Source organism: Gaetbulibacter jejuensis (assembly GCF_039524015.1).
Taxonomy (GTDB): Bacteria; Bacteroidota; Bacteroidia; order Flavobacteriales; family Flavobacteriaceae; genus Gaetbulibacter_B; species Gaetbulibacter_B jejuensis.
This window is the reverse complement of record NZ_BAAAGF010000002.1, coordinates 398,363-416,642: the sequence shown is the minus strand read 5'-3', so window position 1 is coordinate 416,642 and position 18,280 is coordinate 398,363. Positions and strand designations below refer to the sequence as shown.

Below are 18,280 nucleotides of genomic sequence, written 5' to 3'. Positions count from 1 at the left end.
AATGAATAGAAGGCTTTTAGGAAATGTATTAATTGTTATACTCCTTGTTTTATTAGGTTCAGGTATAGCTATGTACATCATACCATTTAGCAAAGGTCTTGCTTCTTTGCATACAGTTTTTGGTTTCTTGTTTGCATTAACTATGGTATTCCATATAATCAATAACAAAAAACCACTCTTTAACTACATCACGGGAAATAGAAAACCACGTTTTCAAAAACTTCAAGCGCCATTTATTTTTAGCATTATTGTAGCTCTAGCTTTTGGTCTATATTTTAATATACCTTTATTAAATGGCGTTTATAATTTTGGTAATCAGTTAAGAAATAAAAAACTGGGGAAAGTTAAAACACCTTTTGAGTATGAAGTCATAGAACTCTCTAATGCTAATGGTCATCATAATTTTGAAATAGAATTAAAAAAAGGCAATGCTTTTCAATATCCTTTGTTCGCTATATGGTTAGAGGATAGTCTTGGTAATTATATAGAAACGCTTTATATTTCTAGAGTAATAGCATCAAGTACATTTGATTATGGTAAAAACGTTGACGGTAAATGGCAATCTGCAGTAAAAAGACGTCCTGAAGCTTTACCATATTGGTCTCATAAAAGAGGTATAAAAGCATCAGATGGTTTATATGTGCCGCTTAATAACGCTACAGATATTGATGCTGTTTCGGGTGCAACACCTACAGGGAATTTTATTATTAAATCTAAAAGTGATTTGAACGATTTAAAACACTATAAAGTAATGCTAGAAGTAAATCAATCTTACGATTGGAATAACTATTACACCAAAGATAAATTTCCTGATGATGACATATATTCTGGTTCTGGTCAAGTTGGTCAACCATCATTAATTTATGCTACAGAGGTATCATCTCTCAACATTAAAGACAATACGTATAAAATAATGCAACTTATAGGTCATGGACATCATTCAGGAAAAAATGGCAACCTTTACAAGGATCTTTCGCACATTAGCACAGCAAAACAAATTATAGATAGAGTAATTCTAAAAGTACACTAACAAGCAATAATGATTATGGAACAAAGAGATAGCTTTACGCTCACAAACCCACAAACAGGTAATTTAGCATTCAAACTATGTTATTTTGAACGTAACAATCCTTTTGACCATATAGACAAACACAACTATTACTCCCTTATTTGGATACAACAAGGTAGCGGAATTATAAAAGCCGATTTTAACACTTATAATTTTACGTCAAATACGTTATTGTCGTTTTCACCTCATCAACCTTTTTTACTTGAAGCTGAAAGTCCTTTGAGTGGTTTAGTCATAAATTTTCATCCAGATTTTTTTTGTATTCATAAACACCATAAAGAAGTAGCTTGTCATGGTGTATTATTTAATAATATTTACAACCCTCCTTTTGTAGATGTAGATGCTAAAGCCCAAGCCAATTTTAATATGGTAGTAGAACAAATTAAAACTGAGATGCAAAATCCTGCTCTAGCACAATATGAATTATTGGTTTCTTACTTAAAGATTTTTTTAATTACTGCATCAAGATTAAAAACCGAGCAACAGTCTGAAATACAAAAAGAACGTAGTGATACAGAAGAACCATTTATACTTCAAAATTTAAAAAACTACATTGAAACACATTATAAAACCAAGCACTCTGCTAGTGAATATGCTGATATGCTTGCAATAACACCCAAAGCTCTTACCAAGTTAACCAAAGCCCACTTTAACAAAACACTAACCGATTTAATTTCTGAACGTATAATTATAGAAGCCAAACGAGAACTCTATTTAACCAACAAAACCGTAAAAGAAATAGCTTTTGAATTAGGTTATAATGATGAATATTACTTTAGTAGATTTTTTAAGAAAAATGCCGAAGTATCTCCTCAATTGTATAGAGACACTGTAGGATTTGATAGAATATCAGCCTTACAATAATATAACTCAAAAATAGTATCTTTATTCATTCAAACTATTTCAATTACTACTATTGGTGTTTGGGTAACCTTGAAAAGTTAATGAATCGTGAAATAATAGACATAAACGACTGCACAATTTTATTAGAAGAAGCTTCAACTAATACTACTTTAGTTGATTCCTGCTTTTTTGACGAACCAGTAATAGCTATAGCATTTTATGGTGCTGGCGATGTTGGTTTAAACGTAAAATACAACGAAAAAACTAAAACATTTCATCATACAAAAGGTATGGTACTTTCGTTTTATGCTGATGAAAAAGTAGAATTTGAGCACCTAGTTTCATCACAAAAACCATTACAATGCTTGGTGATAGCAACGAGTTTAAGAAATTTAGATAAGCTACCTAATGGTGAAGGTCAATTTCTAGAACAATTTTTACACCAACTAGTACATCCAAAAGATCATTATGTTGAAGGTCCTGTTTTTAAAATGAGCCCTGAAATGTTTCTATTAGTTGAACAGTTCTTTAGCAACACTTATGAAGGAGGCATTAAAATGATGTTTTACAAAAGCCATATGACGGCTTTACTTTCACATTACTTCGGACAATTAGCAAGTCAACAATCAACAAAAATAAATGTTGAACAACTTGAAAAAATTAATCTTGCGCAAGAAATCCTATTATCTGATTTAGAGAACCCACCTTCACTTACCGAACTTGCTCATAAAATAGGCACCAACACTAACACTCTAAAAAAAGAATTTAAAGCCCAATTTGGTGTTCCTGTTTTTAAGTACTTACAAAATGAGCGTTTAAATAAGGCACACAATCTCATAAAAAAAGAGCGCACAACCATCCAAGAAGCTGCTTGGGCTGTAGGTTATGACAGCCTAGGCTCATTCTCAAATGCTTTTGAAAAAAAATTTGGATACAGACCTAGCCAAGTCTAAAATGCTTTTCGAATAAATCTTAATGCTTTTTAAATAAGTAGCTGATTTACAATGGCTATAGATTTGCATCATAATTAAAAAATCAAAAATTATGATTTGCAATCGGTTACTTAGTATTATATGCGTCATTATAGTATGGGTTTTGGGTGTTAGCTTTTATTTGACATCGTTTTACATCAACATCTTAGAAAACCCTGAGCGACAAGCCAATATTATATTAGCATTGTCAATTGTACCAAGTGCTTGTCTTGGAACCTATTTGTTTTACAAAAAAGGACAAATGAAGCCTTCAACATTAGCTCTAATATTTGTATTTACTGCTGTTTTACTTGACGCTTTAATTACTGTTCCTGTTTTTATAATTCCTGAAGAAGGTGGTTATTCTAGCTTTTTCTCAGACCCTGTATTTTATGCCATTGCAGTAGAACTTTACTTTATAGTATTCTATTTCGGGAGTCATTTAACTAAAAACAAAACATCATGAAAACTTCAGTATTTTTTATCACAGTTTTACTAAATGCTCTTTCTGCTGGATTCTTCTTTGCTTGGTCAGTTTCGGTGATTTTAGGAACAAAAAAAGTTGGTGACCTTACTTATCTAGAAACCATGCAAAGCATTAATAAAGAAATTCTTAATCCTGTATTTTTTATCGTTTTTTTCGGGAGCTTAATCACTCTAATTTTAAATGCAGCTCTACAAAACAATAATAAACTAATGTTTTGGCTCTTATTAACTTCTGCTATTATATATCTCATAGGCACTTTTGGTGTTACTGCATTTGGAAATGTGCCCTTAAACAATGAATTAGATGCATTAGACATCAAAGCATTAAATATAAACGAATTAAAAAGCTTCAGAGACTATTACGAAAGTAACTGGAACCAATATCATAACATAAGAACCCTATCAAATATGATTTCATTTATTCTTTTACTCATTTCAATTTTTATTCAAAAACTATTTTAAATCAATCAAATTATGAACAGTAACATTTTAATTATCGGAGGAACAGGGAAAACTGGTCGTCGAGTAGTAGAGCAATTACAAAAGAAAGGTATACAACCTAGAATTGGATCAAGACAAGCAACACCAAGCTTTGATTGGGACGATAAAAACACTTGGATTGAATCCTTAAAAGGCATTGAAAAAATGTACATCACCTATTACCCTGATTTAGCAGTTCCAGGAGCTAAAGAAGCAATAGAAAGTTTAACTTATTTAGCTAAAGAACTTGGTGTAAAAAAAGTTGTTTTGCTTTCAGGAAAAGGCGAAGTTGAAGCTGAAGCTTGTGAAGCCATTGTAAAGAATTCTGGTGTAGATTATACCATTGTAAGAGCATCTTGGTTTAACCAAAATTGGAGCGAAAGCTTCTTTTTAGACCCAATACTTTCAGGAGAAGTGGCTCTACCAATGTCTAATGTTCTAATTCCGTTTGTAGATGCTAACGATATTGCTGAAGTAGCAGCAACAGTACTATTAGATAATAATTACAATGGAAAAACAATTGAAGTAACAGGTCCTGAATTAATTACTTTTAAAGACATTATTCACACAATCTCTACAGTTACAAATAGAAATTTAACCTTTCATGAGATAACTTTAGAACAGTACATTGAAGGCATGAGGCAAATGCAGTTACCTGAAGATGTAATTTGGCTAATTGAGTATTTATTTAGTAATGTACTTACTAATCCAAATAATCAAAAAATTAGCAATGATATAGAACAAGTATTAGGTAGAAAGGCTAGAACATTTTTGGAATACGCTAAAGAAACTGCTGAAACCGAAGTTTGGAGTACTGCTGAGATTATCAAATAATTTTTTTTCAAAAAAAGGTATACTCTTTATTACACTATCTTTGCTTTTTTAACGCTCACTAAAAGTTAAAACGCTTTAATGGGCTAGCGCAAAAATATGCAACACTTTACACATTACTTTTTACACTTAGTGTTTCCGTTTTTAATAGCCTTTATATTCTTTAGGAAAGACTGGAAAAGAGTATACTTTATTTTATTAGCGACAATGCTTATTGATTTAGATCATCTTTTTGCAAACCCAATATTTCAACACAATAGATGTAGTATTAATTTTCATCCACTACACACCTACTATGCTGCTATTGGTTACTTTGTATTGCTGTTTCTTAAAAAACCACTAAATATTATAGGCATTGGTTTACTGTTGCATTTAATAACTGACTTGATTGATTGTGTCTTTACTTATAGTAGCTGCAAATCTTGTTTAAATAATGCTCCAGCTATTAAACTTATTGAAGGTATATCTAAATTAATTGGATTAAACTGAAAAACAAGATTGTTATAAAATTACTGATGCAATGTTAATACAGTGTTTGTATTTAACTGTTTTAGTTTTAAAATAACATCAGACTTAAAAAGACCTATTTTTCTAAAAAAGTTTGGTTTTTTATCTACAACACACATTATTTCATTGCGATGAGATTGTGCATAAGCCTTAAGCTGATTATTAGTTTTAGCATATTTTAAATCAACATGTGCATTTTGAAATTTACTTAAATACAGCATAAAGGCTTCTAAATTATCCTTGATTTGCTCTGAAAGTTTATGTTCTTCTTCTAAAACTAGTATTCCTATTTCAACTTCTAAACCTCCAAGGCTTTTTCTAAATTGATCAAGTTGCTCATTGTTTAGTTTTTGCTTAAAATTTGAAGCTATGGTTAAACTTAAGCGTTTGCCTAACTTAACATTTGAAGGAATTATTAAAATTGGACAGTCTCTAACACTGTTTAAAATTTCATCATTAGTTTTTTCTACTTTTTTGTTTCCTCCACTGGTTAATAAAACTAAGTCGACACCCAAATGAGCTTGATGTTTTTTTACAGCATTAACTAAACTAGAACATTCAGTTATTGCGTGAAAATTATGAGACTCTACTTTACTTAAAGAAATACAACGTTCTATTAGTTTGCCTAATTTACTCTCAGACTCTTGTTTAGGTTTTTCATACCACTCTTCATCGGCATGCAGCAATTCTAAAGCATCTAATCCATTAACACTAAATGTGTAGGCATGCAAAAAATAAAATTCACATACTTCGTGCTTAAAGAGTTTTAAAATAGCGTCAATAGCTTTTTCATTTGCAGTCGAAAAATCAGTTGGGATTAAAATTTTTTTCATCTTTTCTTCAGTTTTAAATATTACTCTTTATACTTAGGCTAACCGCAAAGTCAATCTCTTTGCGGTTATAAAAACAAAACTAACAACACTATAACTCACTATTAACTAATGAATGATGTTAAAACCGCCTAAGTATTTTTCTTTTTTAACTTACCTTCTCTTATAGGTTATCAATGTTTTATAAATAGCTGTTTTCAACTCATTGTAATCTTTTATCAATTGTTGATATTGCTGTCTTTTATTTTCATGCTGTTTTGCTCTAACTTCATCATAAGGCACTTTACCATATTCAAACTCGGTTTTTAACGATTGCTCATATTTACACAAAGCAGCAACCATTAAAACATTTTTTCGCCTTATAGACTTTACATGATTTACAACAGCTAAGCTTTTTATTAATTGAGTACCTATAGTATTTAAGTAGGTTAAATCTTCATTGTTATTTTCTAAAACTTCAAGCCACTGCTCTATTTCTTTAATATCCTTTTTTATACAAAGCCTTCTATAGGCATCTATTATTGTTTGTTGAAATTGCATTAAACAAACGGAGGAATTAAGTCATTTTTAAAAGCGCAAACTTGCCTTTCACTTTTTTAAAAAAATCATCTTTTAAACGTCTATATTTATCTAAATGATAGAGGTAACTTCTTCGGTAACTTTCGTGTTCTGTTATATATACCATATCACATTGTGTGTCTTCACACTCAACAATATGACTTCGTGATACAGAGTATTTCACTAAAGCATTTAGAAGCGTATCGTTTTCTTTTTGTTTTTTCTTAAAATGTGCTAAAACGTTTATATTATTTATTTTATCATCCATATTGTGTGTACAAATAGACACCAGATTAGCAAGCTCTTTTTTTATGTATTCTAGATGAGCTATCCAGTTATCTAACTCTACACTATTGATTTTGTGTGTTAAATCAACATCAGTATCATGATTATAAATTTCGTTTTCTACTTTTTTCATAGTTTACCTTAAATTACTGTACCTACGTCACTAAGTGTCTCTTCTTGTTCAACTTTTACAATCTTAACTTCTTGCTTACCATTTGGAAAATCCCACAGAACCGTATCACCTTCAGAATAACCAAATAGCGCTGAACCCAAAGGCGTTAAAACAGAAATTTTATTGCTCTTAAAGTCTTTTTCTATTGGAGTAACTACTTGTATTGTTCTTTGTATGTCATTACTAAAAGCTACAGTAACCATACTGTTAAACCTTACTATATCTGTAGGCATTAATTCGTGATCAACAATATGAGCAGTCTTTAACTCTTCAGAAAAACTCATTAAGCACTTCTGTGTTTCGTGATCTTCAGCATATCCTGATATGTTGAGTATGCGCTTTAAATACACATACTCTTTTTTTTCTAGTATTAGACTTCCATATTTCATCTTCTTTTCTATTTAAAATTAATTAAGGGAAAATACCTCTTTGAACATAAGCTCTTTCTATACGCTGAATAGCAATACAGTAAGCAGCTGTACGCATATCAATACCTTCTTGTCTTGAATAGTCATACACCTTATCAAACGACTCTTTAAGCTTTTTATCAAGTTTTGCCATAACCTCATTAAGTTGCCACAATTCTCCGTTTCGGTTTTGTAACCATTCAAAATAGCTTCCTACTACTCCACCTGAATTACATAAAATATCAGGTATAATAGTTATACCTCTTTTTAAAAGAATTTTCTCTCCTTCAACATTAGTTGGGCCATTAGCTCCTTCAGCAATTAACTGTGCTTTAATTTTTGAAGCATTGTCTTTGGTAATCTGATTGCCTAATGCAGCAGGAATACAGATGTCGCAATCAAGTCCAAAAAATTTATCGTTATCTACAGGTTGAGCTTGAGGAAAATTAACGATACTTCCTTCGTTAATTTGACTGTAGTTATACAAGTCTTCAACCTTTATTCCTTTTGGATTTTGTATACTTCCGTTTGCATCTTGTACTGCTACTAATTTTGCACCATCTTGCTCTAAAAAGTAAGCTGCCCAATAACCAACATTGCCAAAGCCTTGTACAATAAATTTTTTATCGGTTAATACTTGAGCATTTTTTTCGGCCCAAAACTTTATAGAAAGGTAAACCCCATAACCAGTTGCTCTGTCACGTCCTTCTAAGCCACCACTACCTGCAGGTTTTCCTGTTACTACATGCTGGTTTGCCGAACGTTGCGCTGGCGGACGCGTACTCATGTACGTGTCAGCCATCCACGCCATTGTTTGACTATTAGTATTTACATCTGGAGCTGGAATATCATGTTCTGGACCAATATTATCTGCTAACGCATAAGTAAAACGTCTTGTAATACGCTCTAGTTCTGATTGGGAATATTTTGAAGGGTCTAATTTAATACCTCCTTTTCCTCCTCCATAAGGCAATCCTGCCAAAGAGGTTTTCCAGGTCATCCACATTGCTAATGCTCTAGCTGCATCAATATCAACTGTTGGATGATAACGAAGTCCGCCTTTATATGGACCTAAAGCATTATTGTGTTGCACACGGTAACCTGTAAAAACCTCAACATCACCATTATCCATCTTTACAGGGAAATTCACAATAATTTCGTTATTGGTAATGCTTAATATTTTTTTGATATTAGGATGTAGTTTTATTTGGTTTGCAGCACTTTCAAACTGCTCCATAACATTATCCATCATACCTCTTACAGGCACTTTCTTTTCTTCTTTTTTTATTTCTTTTGTTAATGTTGTCATTCTTTTTGCTACTTCTTTTATTGAATTTATTTTTTTAATTGTTATTTAAAATATCTGTTGCTTATGCTTCTTTCGTGATATTTCTCGTTTAAATACTTGTTAATTCTAGAGGCTTTTTTATTGCTTATTGCTTGCTTTGGAATAACAGCTGCTATTAATGTATTTAAGTTCATCTTCTCTTTCTTTTTAAAAAAATTAAACTAATTCTGTTTCGAGTTTTGCTGTCTTATTTAAAACTTCGTTCTCTGGTAAATGGTTTTCTTCAAAACCTTTTTCATCATACTCACTACAAGACCATACCTTATCCTTTTGAGTTGTTAAAACACAACTAGACATGTGTAAACAACTTGGACAAATATTAATGTGATTCATATAAAAAATGATTTAGTATTTATTATGTACCACTATAGGCAATGCATGTGCCAAACGAATTACACAGGCATATAAAAAACCTCAAAACCCTTTATTTACAAGGCGTTTTGAGGTTTTAAAAATTGCTTTTCACTTTTTTACACTGGTACTTATTTCCCCTAATGTGTAAAAACGTATCAGCCAAATTTTAATCCATAAGTTTTTGTCGGATAGTTTTTCTATCTATTTGAAGAATCTCTGCTGCTTTAGTTTTATTGTTTCCTGTAGCTCTTAGCACTTTTTCTATGTATTTTTTCTCCATAGCTCGAAGTGGTACAAGCTCATCAGTTGGTGTGTCAATTGTATATTTTAACCGCTCAGGAATATGTTCAACATCAATTATTTTGTCACTCATAATTACTGCTCGTTGAACAATATTTTCTAACTCTCTAATATTTCCTGGCCAATCGTATCGTTTTAGTATTTGTAGTGCTTCTGGAGTTATTTTTAAAAACCTATCTTTATATTCAATACCATACTTTAAAAGAAACTTATCTACCAATAAACCAATGTCATCTTTACGGTTTCTTAGAGGAGGAATACTTATTTCTACTACTGATAATCGATAAAACAAATCTTCTCTAAAGGTTTGATTTTTTATCATACTCAACAAATCATTATTTGTAGCAGCTATAATACGCACATCTATTTTTTCGGCTTTGGTTGTTCCTACTTTAATTACTTCTTTTTCTTGAAGTACGCGTAGTAATCTAGACTGAACTGCCAATGAAGCGTTACCTATTTCATCTAAAAAAATTGTACCTCCATGTGCTGCTTGAAAAAACCCGTCTTTGTTAGTTTCTGCTCCAGTAAACGCACCTTTTACATAACCAAATAACTCGGCTTCCAAAAGATTTTCAGGAATAGCACCACAGTTTACTGCTACAAAAGGTGCTCTTGAGAATTTCCCTTGATAGTGAATAGCTCTTGCAACAAGCTCTTTACCTGTTCCACTTTCACCTTGTATATAGATTGTTGCTTTATTGTTTTTAACACGATCAATAATTTCAAAAACAGTTTTTATGCTTTCAGAATTTCCTATAATATCTCCATAAGCCTTTTGCTCTGTAGTAATTGTGTTTTTTTCGTCTGCAGTGGTTTCAGAAGTTCCAATCGCTTTTTGTAAAGCTTCTTTTAATTCTTCTTTTGTAAATGGTTTAGTAAGATAATCTACAACACCAGATTTTATAGCCTGCAACGACCCTTGTACCGAAGGATAACCTGTTATTACCAATGCTGGCATTTTAGGGTAATGCTCTGAAGCAAACTTAATAAGTTCAAAACCATCAACCTCAGGCATTTTTAAATCTGTAATTAATAAATGTATATGTGTATCTCTCAAAATCATTACAGCTTCTTTTACAGACACAGCCTTAAAGACATGATAATTCCAAGATTGTAAATGTCGTTGTAATAATTCTAAAATATGAATATCATCATCAACTATAAGTATATTTTCCTTTCTTAATTTCATAATACTGCTACTTGTTTATAGGCAATTTTATAATGAATAATGCACCTTTATCTGAATTGTTTTTAGCTACTATAGAACCTTTATGAGACGCAACAATACCATGCACAACACTTAGCCCTAAACCTGTTCCTTCTCCATGAGGTTTGGTCGTAAAAAAAGGCTGAAAGACTCTATCTAAATCGGTTTTTTTAAACCCGATACCTTGGTCAGAAATTTTTAAAACTATATTGCTTTTTGTACTGTAAGCTTCTATCGTTATCATGCTGTTTTTTGGTGAAAAATAAATAGCATTAATTAATAAGTTGAAAAGGATTTGAGTCATTTGAATTTGGTCTGCACGCAAAAAAAGTTCGTCTTCAAAAATTTTCAATTCATAATTAACTTGTTCTTTTTTAAAAGTTGCGTCTAAAAGTTTAATGGCATTATGAATACTTGGAATTAAATCTATCAGTTTCATTTCCTGAGGCATTTCGCAAGCAAAAAACATTAACTTTTTAACAACTTCTCTCGAAAAAATAGCATTTTGAATTATTTTATCTAAGTCGGAAACCGCTTTTTTATTAGACTTTAAATCTTCTCTAAGCAACTCACCAAATCCTAGAATGTTAGCTAAAGGTGTATTGAGTTCATGTGATATTCCTGCGGTTATTTTTCCTAAAATATTTAAACGGTCAGCATGCTCCATTTGGCGCTTTAATGAAATCTCATTTTTTTGAATTTCTATACGCTCCAAAAGGCTTCCTATTTTTAAAGCCACACTGTCTAATAGTTGTTTTTCTTCTCTTAAAAAATTAATGTATTGTGCTTTAGACTTCTCTAAATAAACCTCTAGCTTCCCTCTTTCAGTATTAAAAATATTGATAGTTGAGCTTATCTTTAAATCTTTATCAAGAAAATCATTTGTTGCGATTTTTATAGACTCACAATCAATTAAAACATTAGTTTTTTTAGGGTATTGAAACGCTTTTTTTAAACTAAATGCTATGGCTTTTAAGGTGTCTTCAACCAGTTCATAATCTGAATTTGCTATAATTGAAGACACCTCATATAGGCAAGTTAATTCTTTTATTCGCTCTTTTAAGGCTGATTCAGTTTCATTCATCATATACTACTTCTATTTTTATATCCTTCTAAATTCAACCTCTTATTAGACAAACAAATTTACTCAATTTGACGATTTAACTGTTCGTTTTCTTAAAATAAGATATCCTAAAACAGCTGAAATTATAGAGCCTATAAGTATCCCAATTTTAGCAGACGAAATAAACTCTGGTGTTGAAGCAAATGCTAAACTAGCAATAAAAATAGCCATAGTAAACCCTATTCCTGCTATAAAAGACACACCAAAAATATGTCTTGTAGTGATATCATTTGGAATTTGTATTAAGTTAAGTTTTTGAGCTAAAAACACAACAAGCGGAATTCCAAAACCTTTACCAAGTACCAAACACAATACAATATTTACAATTAAAGGAACATCAAGCTCGACTGAACTATTTATAACCACACCAGCATTAGCAAGTGCAAATAGCGGAATGATAAAATACGCTACCCAACCATGAAGATTATGTTCTAAATGTTGTAATGGAGACTGAAATTTGCTCGACCAATCTTCTAAATCATCCAAGTGTTCAATTTGTTCTTTTGATAGAATAGGTTTTTGTAAAACACTTGCTGATTTTATGTCATTGAAAATAGTTTCCAACTGAGTTAAAAACGTTGATGTATCAATCTTTTGTCTTATAGGAATTGAAAATGCTAATAAAATACCTGCAACAGTAGGATGCACTCCCGATTTTAAAAACAATAACCATATAATAACACCTGTAAAAAAGGTTACAAACCTAGAGTAAAACCCTCTAAAAGACAGTATATATAAAAAACCAAGTAAGGCTAACCCTATTAACAATAACACAGTATTAATAGTACCACTGTAGAAAATGGCAATTACCAAAACAGCTTCAATATCGTCAACAATAGCAAATGCTATTAAAAACACTTTTAAACTTAAAGGAACTCGTTTACCTAAAGCATTTAATACTGCTAAAGAAAATGCAATATCAGTAGCCATAGGTATTCCCCAACCTGAAAATGTTTCAGGATTATTGTTAAGTAGCACAAATAACGCTACTGGTATTATTGCACCTCCTAAAGCTCCAAACAAAGGAAAAGCTAGCTTTTTAAATGAGTTTAGCTCGCCTATTAATACTTCTCGTTTTATTTCTAACCCAATAAGGAAAAAGAATATTGCCATTAACCCATCATTAATCCAAAGTAACAATGGTTTTTTAAGCTCAAAATTTTCAGAAGCAATTCCAATTTTATACTCCCAAATTGACTTATATAAATCACCATAACCCGAATTGGCCCAAACCAAAGCGATTACAGTAGTTAATAACAATAAAATACCACTCAATCCTTCAACTTTTATAAATTTTTGAAATGGTGAAAGAAATACTCTTTTAAGCATAGGCAATTTTATTTATAAACGATTAAATTTTAATTCTCTTTTTATCACAGATAATATACCAAATTCGCTTTAAAAACTGAACGCTTATCGTCAAATACTTTAAACTTAAGTGGTTCTTTACAAAAACTTTTTATCTCAACTAAATCGCACTGGGTAAATTTTACCCGCTAGAGTAAATTTCACTCAGTAGAACCTTAAAATTTGTTGACTATAATTATCCTGATAGCACTTTAAGTAAAATGCCAAAAGCTGTATCTTTATTCCATAATTTTTTTAAAACTCATAAAAAAACACCAATAACTCGTGACTGAAAAAGAAAAAATGCTGAATGGAGATTTTTACAACTCTAGAGATCCTGAATTAATAGAAATGTATCACAATGCCCGAAAATTATTAAAAGCATACAATAATCTAGACTCTAAATTACTTGATGAACGCAATACTATTTTAGACACGCTTTTTGAGTTTAAAGGTGCAAATGTTTGGATTGAAACTCCTTTTTTTTGTGATTATGGTGCTAATATTTCAATAGGAAAAAACACATTTGTAAACACCAACTGTATGTTTTTAGATAACAACAAAATTTCTATTGGTAAAAACGGTTTGATTGCACCTTATGTTCAAATATACACAGCTACACACCCTTTAAAAGCTTCTGATCGTATAATTGAAACTGAAGATAATTCTCGTTACCTTACCTCTACTAAACCTGTAACCATTGGAGACAATGTATGGATTGGTGGAAACTCAGTAATTTTTCCTGGAGTAACCATAGGCAATAATGTAACCATTGGAGCTGGCAGTGTTGTTACTAAAGATATTCCTGATAACGTATTAGCTTTTGGAAACCCTTGTAAAGTTGTTAAGCAACTATAGCAGTTACATACAATCTATAATAAAATTAATTACCAATCAGATTTATTATCTTTAATACCGCAACTAATCTGCTGTGATTAATGAATAAAGTATTATTAACTGGAGCTACAGGATATATTGGAAAACGGTTATTACCTGTTCTAATAGAAAAAGGATGCTTTGTTGTATGTTGTGTAAGAGACAAAAATAAATTTCATATTGAAGATTCTATTAAAGACAGCATTGAAGTAATTGAATTAGACCTCACTAAAAAAGATACCTTTAACAATATTCCTAAAGATATTGATGCTGCTTACTACTTAGTGCATTCAATGTCAACTTCAGATGATTATTTTGAATTAGAAAAGCAGTCAGCCATAAATTTTAGAGAAGCCATTAATACTACAAGTGCAAAACAAGTAATTTATTTAAGTGGTATAGTAAACTCAAACTCTCTATCTAAACATTTACAATCTAGAAAAAACGTTGAGATTGAACTCAGCAAAGGCAATTATGCACAAACTACTGTACGTGCAGGAATAATTATTGGGTCTGGTAGCGCTTCTTTTGAAATTATTAGAGATTTGGTAGAAAAACTACCAATAATGGTTACACCCAAATGGCTAAAAACCAGATGTCAACCAATAGGAATTTCAGATGTCATTAAAATTTTAACTGGTGTTTTAGGGCATAACCAAACCTATAACAAAAGCTTTGATATTGCAGGTAACGAAATACTTACTTACAAAGAAATGTTATTAGGCTTTGCTAAAGTGCGTGGTTTAAAAAGAATGATTTGGACAGTGCCAGTAATGACACCTAAGCTATCTTCATACTGGTTGTATTTTATTACCTCTACTTCTTACAAACTTGCTGTTTCATTAGTTGACAGTATGAAGGTTGAAGTTATTGCTAAAAATGACAGCATCATAAAATTGCTCAACATTACACCTCTTAGTTATGAAGAGGCTATCAAAAAAGCATTTAGTAAAATAGAGCAAAATGAAGTGGTTTCTAGCTGGAAAGATTCCACAGTAAGCGGAAGAATAAATTACAGAATATCTGACTATATAAAAGTACCTCAATTTGGATGCTTTATTGATGCTCGAAAAAGACCAGTTGAAAATCAAGAAAAATGCCTTGAAAAAATATGGAAAATAGGTGGAAAAACAGGATGGTATTATGGCAATTGGTTATGGAAGCTTAGGGGTTTTTTTGACAAACTATTTGGAGGTGTTGGTTTAAGAAGAGGACGCACAAATATTTACGACATAAACTCTGGTGATACTTTAGATTTTTGGAGAGTACTTTATGCTGATAAAACTGAAAAACGTCTCTTATTATTTGCTGAAATGAAATTACCAGGTGAAGCTTGGTTAGAATTTAAAATACAAAACAACACTCTTATTCAAACTGCTACATTTCGCCCAAAAGGCTTATTAGGTCGACTCTATTGGTACTTAGTATTACCGTTTCACGGATTCATTTTTAAAGGCTTAATAACCGAGTTAACTAAAAATGATAACTCATAAGCCTCTTCTAGTTCACATTTACTACTAGATCTAACAAACTTCTTTTCATTTAAAAAATTGAAAATAAACCCTTTACAAAAACCATACTTTTTAAAATGATTTTTAACCGCAACCAAGTTGCATTATTGTTTTTTTATTCTAGTTTTGCAACTTAGTTGCTTTTAAAATCTAAATTCAACTAAAAATAATTAACTAAATACTTTAATAAAATTAAACAATGAACAAAAAACATGTATTTTCTTTAGCGTTAGCGGTTTTATCAATTTTTGGCTTCCAATCTTGTAGTAATGATGATGACAATTCAGGAACAAGTTTTCGATGGAGTGATCAATCTGTAGCAGGAACTCTAGCATCAACAAACTCTCCAGATAGATATAGTTCGTACATAATAATATTTGACGAAGAAGAAACTGGAAAATTAATTACATCTACAAGCGAGTTTGAAGGTACTTATGAATTAAGAAATGACTCTCTTATTTTTAACACAAATGATACCGAAAAATGGTTTTTCTTTGACGTAATTGACAATGAGTTAATTAGCAGCAAGTACGAAGTTAGATTTTATAATGAAGACGGAACATACAACCCTGCAGCAGTACAGTACAATTCAACTTTTTATCAATCAGAAATTCCCGTAAGTAATGAATTAGTTGGCAACACTTATGTAGGAGATCTATATAAGTTATTTACATCTGGTGTTTTTGAAGAAAATTACAACATCGGTTTTGACCCTACTGGTGACTATTATGTAAGTGGTCAGGAAGACCATATTCATTATGAAACATATAACAATATAGCTTTTAGATCTGAAATTAATGGCAAAAAAGAATTTGGTGTTCTAATAAATGGAGAGCTTGTTGTTTCTGCTCTTGATGGTAACGGATTTTCTTATTGGGGAACCTTTGAAAAACAATAAACTAAAATTAAACAGCTTATTAAAAAAGTCACTTAAATGGTGGCTTTTTATTTTTTAAACTGATTAGAGAGATAGTATAACCAACATTTAGTAAGTTTAACTCAATTAAATCTAAACATAAAACTCATATACAAACCTAACCTAACATGCCTAGAGAATTTGATTCATTTATTATAGTCCCTGAATTTGCTGAAAAATCTATTATGCATTACGATGACTATATTGGTAAAAAAACAGAAGATTATCCTGAAATGGCTTTGTTGCAATTTAAAAGTATCATCGCTTCATTTATTCATGATGCCACTGAAAAAGAGGAAAAAACAATTACTTTTTTTGAAACACCAAACACTAACATAAAAACTCATTTTCAGAAAAAATTAAAAACTATAGACAAAACACTAAAAATAAATACTAACATTTTTTTAGACACTATTAGTATTCTACCTGAAGACAACAACAACTATCATTTAGCAAAACTTACATTTATAGCAAACAACAAAAAAATATGTATGTATTCGTATGGTCCTGAGGTTATCAAAATTGAGAACTAACAATTACAAATACACTATCTTTAATCCTCCAACAAGAGAACACTAATAAATATCTATGAAACAAAATATTTTAATGCTCTTCGTATTAGTAGTTTTAGTAAGCTGTAGCTGTAGCTCGTTAAAAAAAATACAACTAATGAAATCTGGTAAAGTTAGTAATAGTAACTTTATGGAACGCATCAGTTTTGACTATGGTGCTAAACTTCCTATTGTTGAAGCCACTATAAATGGACATAAAGGTAGATTTCTTTTTGATACAGGAGCACCAAATGTGCTATCAAAAGAGTTTTCCCAAAAACTTAATTTAAAAAAATTAGCCTATGGTAGTGTTGGCGATTCTGGAGGGAATGTTTTAAACAATCAAGCTTTTATACAAATTGAAACTATTACTTTAGGTAAGGTTACTTTTAAAAACACAGGAGCAATTATTCAAGACTTAGGAACATCACAAGCTATGAAATGCTTAAATATTGATGGAATTATTGGCGCCAATTTAATGCGAAATGCCTTTTGGAGAATTGATTACCAAAACAAAAAAATTGAAATCACTGACGATTTAAATCGTTTTGAACTAACAAACGAATATTCAATAATTAATTTTAAGACCAAAACTCAAGGCACACCTTTAATAGATTTAGATATAGATGGTATAAAAGTCAAAAACTTAACATTTGATACAGGATCAAATGGTCAAATGTCAATACCCACAAGTGCTTTACAAGCGCTACAAAAAACTAAAACTGTGAGTTCAACATATTCAATAGGCTCAACAACTTATGGTGTTGGCGGAAAAGCTAAAAATGACACTCTCTTTTATGGTATTATCGATACAATTAAAATTGGAAATTTAAATCTTGAGAAGAAAATTATAAAATTCAGCACTCATAGCGATAATATTGGAAATAAGTACTTTGAGAACTATAATGTCGTTTTAGATTGGAAAAATGAAAAAATTTACATGAAAGAATTACAAAATTACCAACACGACTCCTTAATCGATTTTGGCTTTGGTATTGATTGGCAAGACGATGGCATATACATTGGCTCTATTTACACAAACTCTGATGCTACAAATAATTTACAAATAGGTGATAAAATACTAAAAATCAATAATCAAGAATTTACAAACTTAAGTAACGACACCATTTGCATCACTTTTAAAAACAATGATTGGGATTACGAAAAACAAGACAGTATTATAATAACTGTAATGCGAAATGACAAAGCCCATGAGTTTAAACTTAATAAGAAACAACTATTACCAGTTGCCATAAGTGATTAAAATATTAACATATTTTCCCTCTGATTATATCAAATTATTTA

At 30.9% G+C, this 18,280-nt stretch carries 22 protein-coding genes; 12 read left to right on the top strand and 10 right to left on the bottom strand.

What is annotated here, in order from left to right; genetic code table 11:
- The first annotated feature begins 1 nt into the window (after position 1).
- From ABD011_RS08500 to ABD011_RS08470, 7 genes are all read left to right on the top strand, one after another.
- Entirely contained in the window at positions 2 to 1,030 is a 1,029-nt protein-coding gene (locus ABD011_RS08500) for a T9SS type B sorting domain-containing protein (RefSeq protein WP_343797450.1), read from the top strand.
- A 15-nt stretch (positions 1,031 to 1,045) separates the two neighbouring features.
- Positions 1,046 to 1,933, top strand: a complete 888-nt coding sequence (locus tag ABD011_RS08495; protein ID WP_343797448.1) for a helix-turn-helix domain-containing protein — start codon at positions 1,046 to 1,048, stop codon at positions 1,931 to 1,933.
- 80 nt (positions 1,934 to 2,013) lie between these two features.
- Complete coding sequence (locus ABD011_RS08490; RefSeq protein WP_343797446.1) at positions 2,014 to 2,865, top strand: helix-turn-helix domain-containing protein; 852 nt, start codon at positions 2,014 to 2,016, stop codon at positions 2,863 to 2,865.
- A gap of 91 nt (positions 2,866 to 2,956) precedes the next feature.
- A complete protein-coding gene (locus ABD011_RS08485) occupies positions 2,957 to 3,349 on the top strand; it encodes a DUF5367 family protein (RefSeq protein ID WP_343797444.1) in 393 nt (130 codons plus the stop codon).
- Positions 3,346 to 3,831, top strand: a complete 486-nt coding sequence (locus tag ABD011_RS08480) for an anthrone oxygenase family protein (RefSeq protein ID WP_343797442.1) — start codon at positions 3,346 to 3,348, stop codon at positions 3,829 to 3,831. Before ABD011_RS08485 ends, ABD011_RS08480 begins: the two co-directional genes overlap by 4 nt.
- Positions 3,832 to 3,843: 12 nt before the next feature.
- Positions 3,844 to 4,683, top strand: coding sequence for an NmrA family NAD(P)-binding protein (locus tag ABD011_RS08475; protein ID WP_343797440.1), 840 nt, complete (start codon positions 3,844 to 3,846; stop codon positions 4,681 to 4,683).
- Positions 4,684 to 4,779: 96 nt separating this feature from the next.
- Positions 4,780 to 5,169, top strand: a complete 390-nt coding sequence (locus ABD011_RS08470; protein ID WP_343797438.1) for a DUF6122 family protein — start codon at positions 4,780 to 4,782, stop codon at positions 5,167 to 5,169.
- Positions 5,170 to 5,189: 20 nt separating this feature from the next.
- Here ABD011_RS08470 and ABD011_RS08465 read toward each other — a convergent pair whose 3' ends face one another.
- The 10 genes from ABD011_RS08465 to nhaA all read right to left on the bottom strand — a co-directional run bounded on the left by ABD011_RS08465 (position 5,190) and on the right by nhaA (position 13,103).
- Entirely contained in the window at positions 5,190 to 6,020 is an 831-nt protein-coding gene (locus ABD011_RS08465) for a universal stress protein (RefSeq protein WP_343797436.1), read from the bottom strand.
- Positions 6,021 to 6,170: 150 nt separating this feature from the next.
- Positions 6,171 to 6,557, bottom strand: a complete 387-nt coding sequence (locus tag ABD011_RS08460; protein ID WP_129760653.1) for a hypothetical protein — start codon at positions 6,555 to 6,557, stop codon at positions 6,171 to 6,173.
- A gap of 16 nt (positions 6,558 to 6,573) precedes the next feature.
- A complete protein-coding gene (locus ABD011_RS08455; protein WP_129760652.1) occupies positions 6,574 to 6,993 on the bottom strand; it encodes a hypothetical protein in 420 nt (139 codons plus the stop codon).
- 8 nt (positions 6,994 to 7,001) lie between these two features.
- Positions 7,002 to 7,421, bottom strand: coding sequence for a GreA/GreB family elongation factor (locus ABD011_RS08450; RefSeq protein ID WP_129760651.1), 420 nt, complete (start codon positions 7,419 to 7,421; stop codon positions 7,002 to 7,004).
- A 22-nt stretch (positions 7,422 to 7,443) separates the two neighbouring features.
- Positions 7,444 to 8,748: a Glu/Leu/Phe/Val family dehydrogenase gene (locus ABD011_RS08445; RefSeq protein WP_343797433.1), complete on the bottom strand. Its 1,305-nt coding sequence runs from the start codon at positions 8,746 to 8,748 to the stop codon at positions 7,444 to 7,446.
- A gap of 41 nt (positions 8,749 to 8,789) precedes the next feature.
- A complete protein-coding gene (locus ABD011_RS08440; RefSeq protein WP_255421387.1) occupies positions 8,790 to 8,921 on the bottom strand; it encodes a hypothetical protein in 132 nt (43 codons plus the stop codon).
- Between the two features lie 22 nt (positions 8,922 to 8,943).
- Positions 8,944 to 9,120, bottom strand: a complete 177-nt coding sequence (locus ABD011_RS08435) for a hypothetical protein (RefSeq protein WP_161566744.1) — start codon at positions 9,118 to 9,120, stop codon at positions 8,944 to 8,946.
- A 187-nt stretch (positions 9,121 to 9,307) separates the two neighbouring features.
- Positions 9,308 to 10,633 carry a sigma-54-dependent transcriptional regulator gene (locus ABD011_RS08430; RefSeq protein ID WP_343797427.1) on the bottom strand — a complete coding sequence of 442 codons (1,326 nt, stop codon included), beginning with the start codon at positions 10,631 to 10,633 and terminating at the stop codon, positions 9,308 to 9,310.
- A 7-nt stretch (positions 10,634 to 10,640) separates the two neighbouring features.
- Complete coding sequence (locus ABD011_RS08425) at positions 10,641 to 11,735, bottom strand: sensor histidine kinase (protein ID WP_343797825.1); 1,095 nt, start codon at positions 11,733 to 11,735, stop codon at positions 10,641 to 10,643.
- Positions 11,736 to 11,798: 63 nt separating this feature from the next.
- The gene (gene nhaA / locus ABD011_RS08420) at positions 11,799 to 13,103 is read right to left on the bottom strand and encodes a Na+/H+ antiporter NhaA (RefSeq protein ID WP_343797425.1); all 1,305 of its coding nucleotides are present in this window, start codon (positions 13,101 to 13,103) and stop codon (positions 11,799 to 11,801) included.
- Between the two features lie 303 nt (positions 13,104 to 13,406).
- On the opposite strand from nhaA, the gene ABD011_RS08415 reads away from it, so the two are divergent.
- The 5 genes from ABD011_RS08415 to ABD011_RS08395 all read left to right on the top strand — a co-directional run bounded on the left by ABD011_RS08415 (position 13,407) and on the right by ABD011_RS08395 (position 18,239).
- A complete protein-coding gene (locus ABD011_RS08415; RefSeq protein WP_343797423.1) occupies positions 13,407 to 13,979 on the top strand; it encodes a sugar O-acetyltransferase in 573 nt (190 codons plus the stop codon).
- An 80-nt stretch (positions 13,980 to 14,059) separates the two neighbouring features.
- On the top strand, positions 14,060 to 15,490 hold the full coding sequence (locus ABD011_RS08410) for an SDR family oxidoreductase (protein WP_343797421.1): 1,431 nt from the start codon (positions 14,060 to 14,062) through the stop codon (positions 15,488 to 15,490).
- Between the two features lie 217 nt (positions 15,491 to 15,707).
- Entirely contained in the window at positions 15,708 to 16,406 is a 699-nt protein-coding gene (locus tag ABD011_RS08405) for a hypothetical protein (protein ID WP_343797419.1), read from the top strand.
- Positions 16,407 to 16,552: 146 nt separating this feature from the next.
- Positions 16,553 to 16,957 carry a hypothetical protein gene (locus ABD011_RS08400; RefSeq protein ID WP_343797417.1) on the top strand — a complete coding sequence of 135 codons (405 nt, stop codon included), beginning with the start codon at positions 16,553 to 16,555 and terminating at the stop codon, positions 16,955 to 16,957.
- 136 nt (positions 16,958 to 17,093) lie between these two features.
- Positions 17,094 to 18,239 (top strand): aspartyl protease family protein, encoded by a 1,146-nt coding sequence (locus tag ABD011_RS08395; protein WP_343797414.1) that lies wholly within the window; start codon positions 17,094 to 17,096, stop codon positions 18,237 to 18,239.
- The last annotated feature ends 41 nt before the right edge of the window (positions 18,240 to 18,280 follow it).

Coding starts and splice junctions, on each gene's coding strand:
- ABD011_RS08490 (WP_343797446.1), top strand. CDS start 2,014: ATGAATCGTGAAATAATAGACATAAACGACTGCACAATTTTATTAGAA.
- ABD011_RS08465 (WP_343797436.1), bottom strand. CDS start 6,020: ATGAAAAAAATTTTAATCCCAACTGATTTTTCGACTGCAAATGAAAAA.
- ABD011_RS08435 (WP_161566744.1), bottom strand. CDS start 9,120: ATGAATCACATTAATATTTGTCCAAGTTGTTTACACATGTCTAGTTGT.
- ABD011_RS08400 (WP_343797417.1), top strand. CDS start 16,553: ATGCCTAGAGAATTTGATTCATTTATTATAGTCCCTGAATTTGCTGAA.
- ABD011_RS08430 (WP_343797427.1), bottom strand. CDS start 10,633: ATGAAATTAAGAAAGGAAAATATACTTATAGTTGATGATGATATTCAT.
- ABD011_RS08450 (WP_129760651.1), bottom strand. CDS start 7,421: ATGAAATATGGAAGTCTAATACTAGAAAAAAAAGAGTATGTGTATTTA.
- ABD011_RS08395 (WP_343797414.1), top strand. CDS start 17,094: ATGAAATCTGGTAAAGTTAGTAATAGTAACTTTATGGAACGCATCAGT.
- ABD011_RS08485 (WP_343797444.1), top strand. CDS start 2,957: ATGATTTGCAATCGGTTACTTAGTATTATATGCGTCATTATAGTATGG.
- ABD011_RS08460 (WP_129760653.1), bottom strand. CDS start 6,557: ATGCAATTTCAACAAACAATAATAGATGCCTATAGAAGGCTTTGTATA.
- ABD011_RS08405 (WP_343797419.1), top strand. CDS start 15,708: ATGAACAAAAAACATGTATTTTCTTTAGCGTTAGCGGTTTTATCAATT.
- ABD011_RS08475 (WP_343797440.1), top strand. CDS start 3,844: ATGAACAGTAACATTTTAATTATCGGAGGAACAGGGAAAACTGGTCGT.
- ABD011_RS08455 (WP_129760652.1), bottom strand. CDS start 6,993: ATGAAAAAAGTAGAAAACGAAATTTATAATCATGATACTGATGTTGAT.
- ABD011_RS08445 (WP_343797433.1), bottom strand. CDS start 8,748: ATGACAACATTAACAAAAGAAATAAAAAAAGAAGAAAAGAAAGTGCCT.
- ABD011_RS08470 (WP_343797438.1), top strand. CDS start 4,780: ATGCAACACTTTACACATTACTTTTTACACTTAGTGTTTCCGTTTTTA.
- ABD011_RS08440 (WP_255421387.1), bottom strand. CDS start 8,921: ATGAACTTAAATACATTAATAGCAGCTGTTATTCCAAAGCAAGCAATA.
- ABD011_RS08500 (WP_343797450.1), top strand. CDS start 2: ATGAATAGAAGGCTTTTAGGAAATGTATTAATTGTTATACTCCTTGTT.
- ABD011_RS08425 (WP_343797825.1), bottom strand. CDS start 11,735: ATGAATGAAACTGAATCAGCCTTAAAAGAGCGAATAAAAGAATTAACT.
- ABD011_RS08480 (WP_343797442.1), top strand. CDS start 3,346: ATGAAAACTTCAGTATTTTTTATCACAGTTTTACTAAATGCTCTTTCT.
- ABD011_RS08495 (WP_343797448.1), top strand. CDS start 1,046: ATGGAACAAAGAGATAGCTTTACGCTCACAAACCCACAAACAGGTAAT.
- ABD011_RS08410 (WP_343797421.1), top strand. CDS start 14,060: ATGAATAAAGTATTATTAACTGGAGCTACAGGATATATTGGAAAACGG.
- nhaA (WP_343797425.1), bottom strand. CDS start 13,103: ATGCTTAAAAGAGTATTTCTTTCACCATTTCAAAAATTTATAAAAGTT.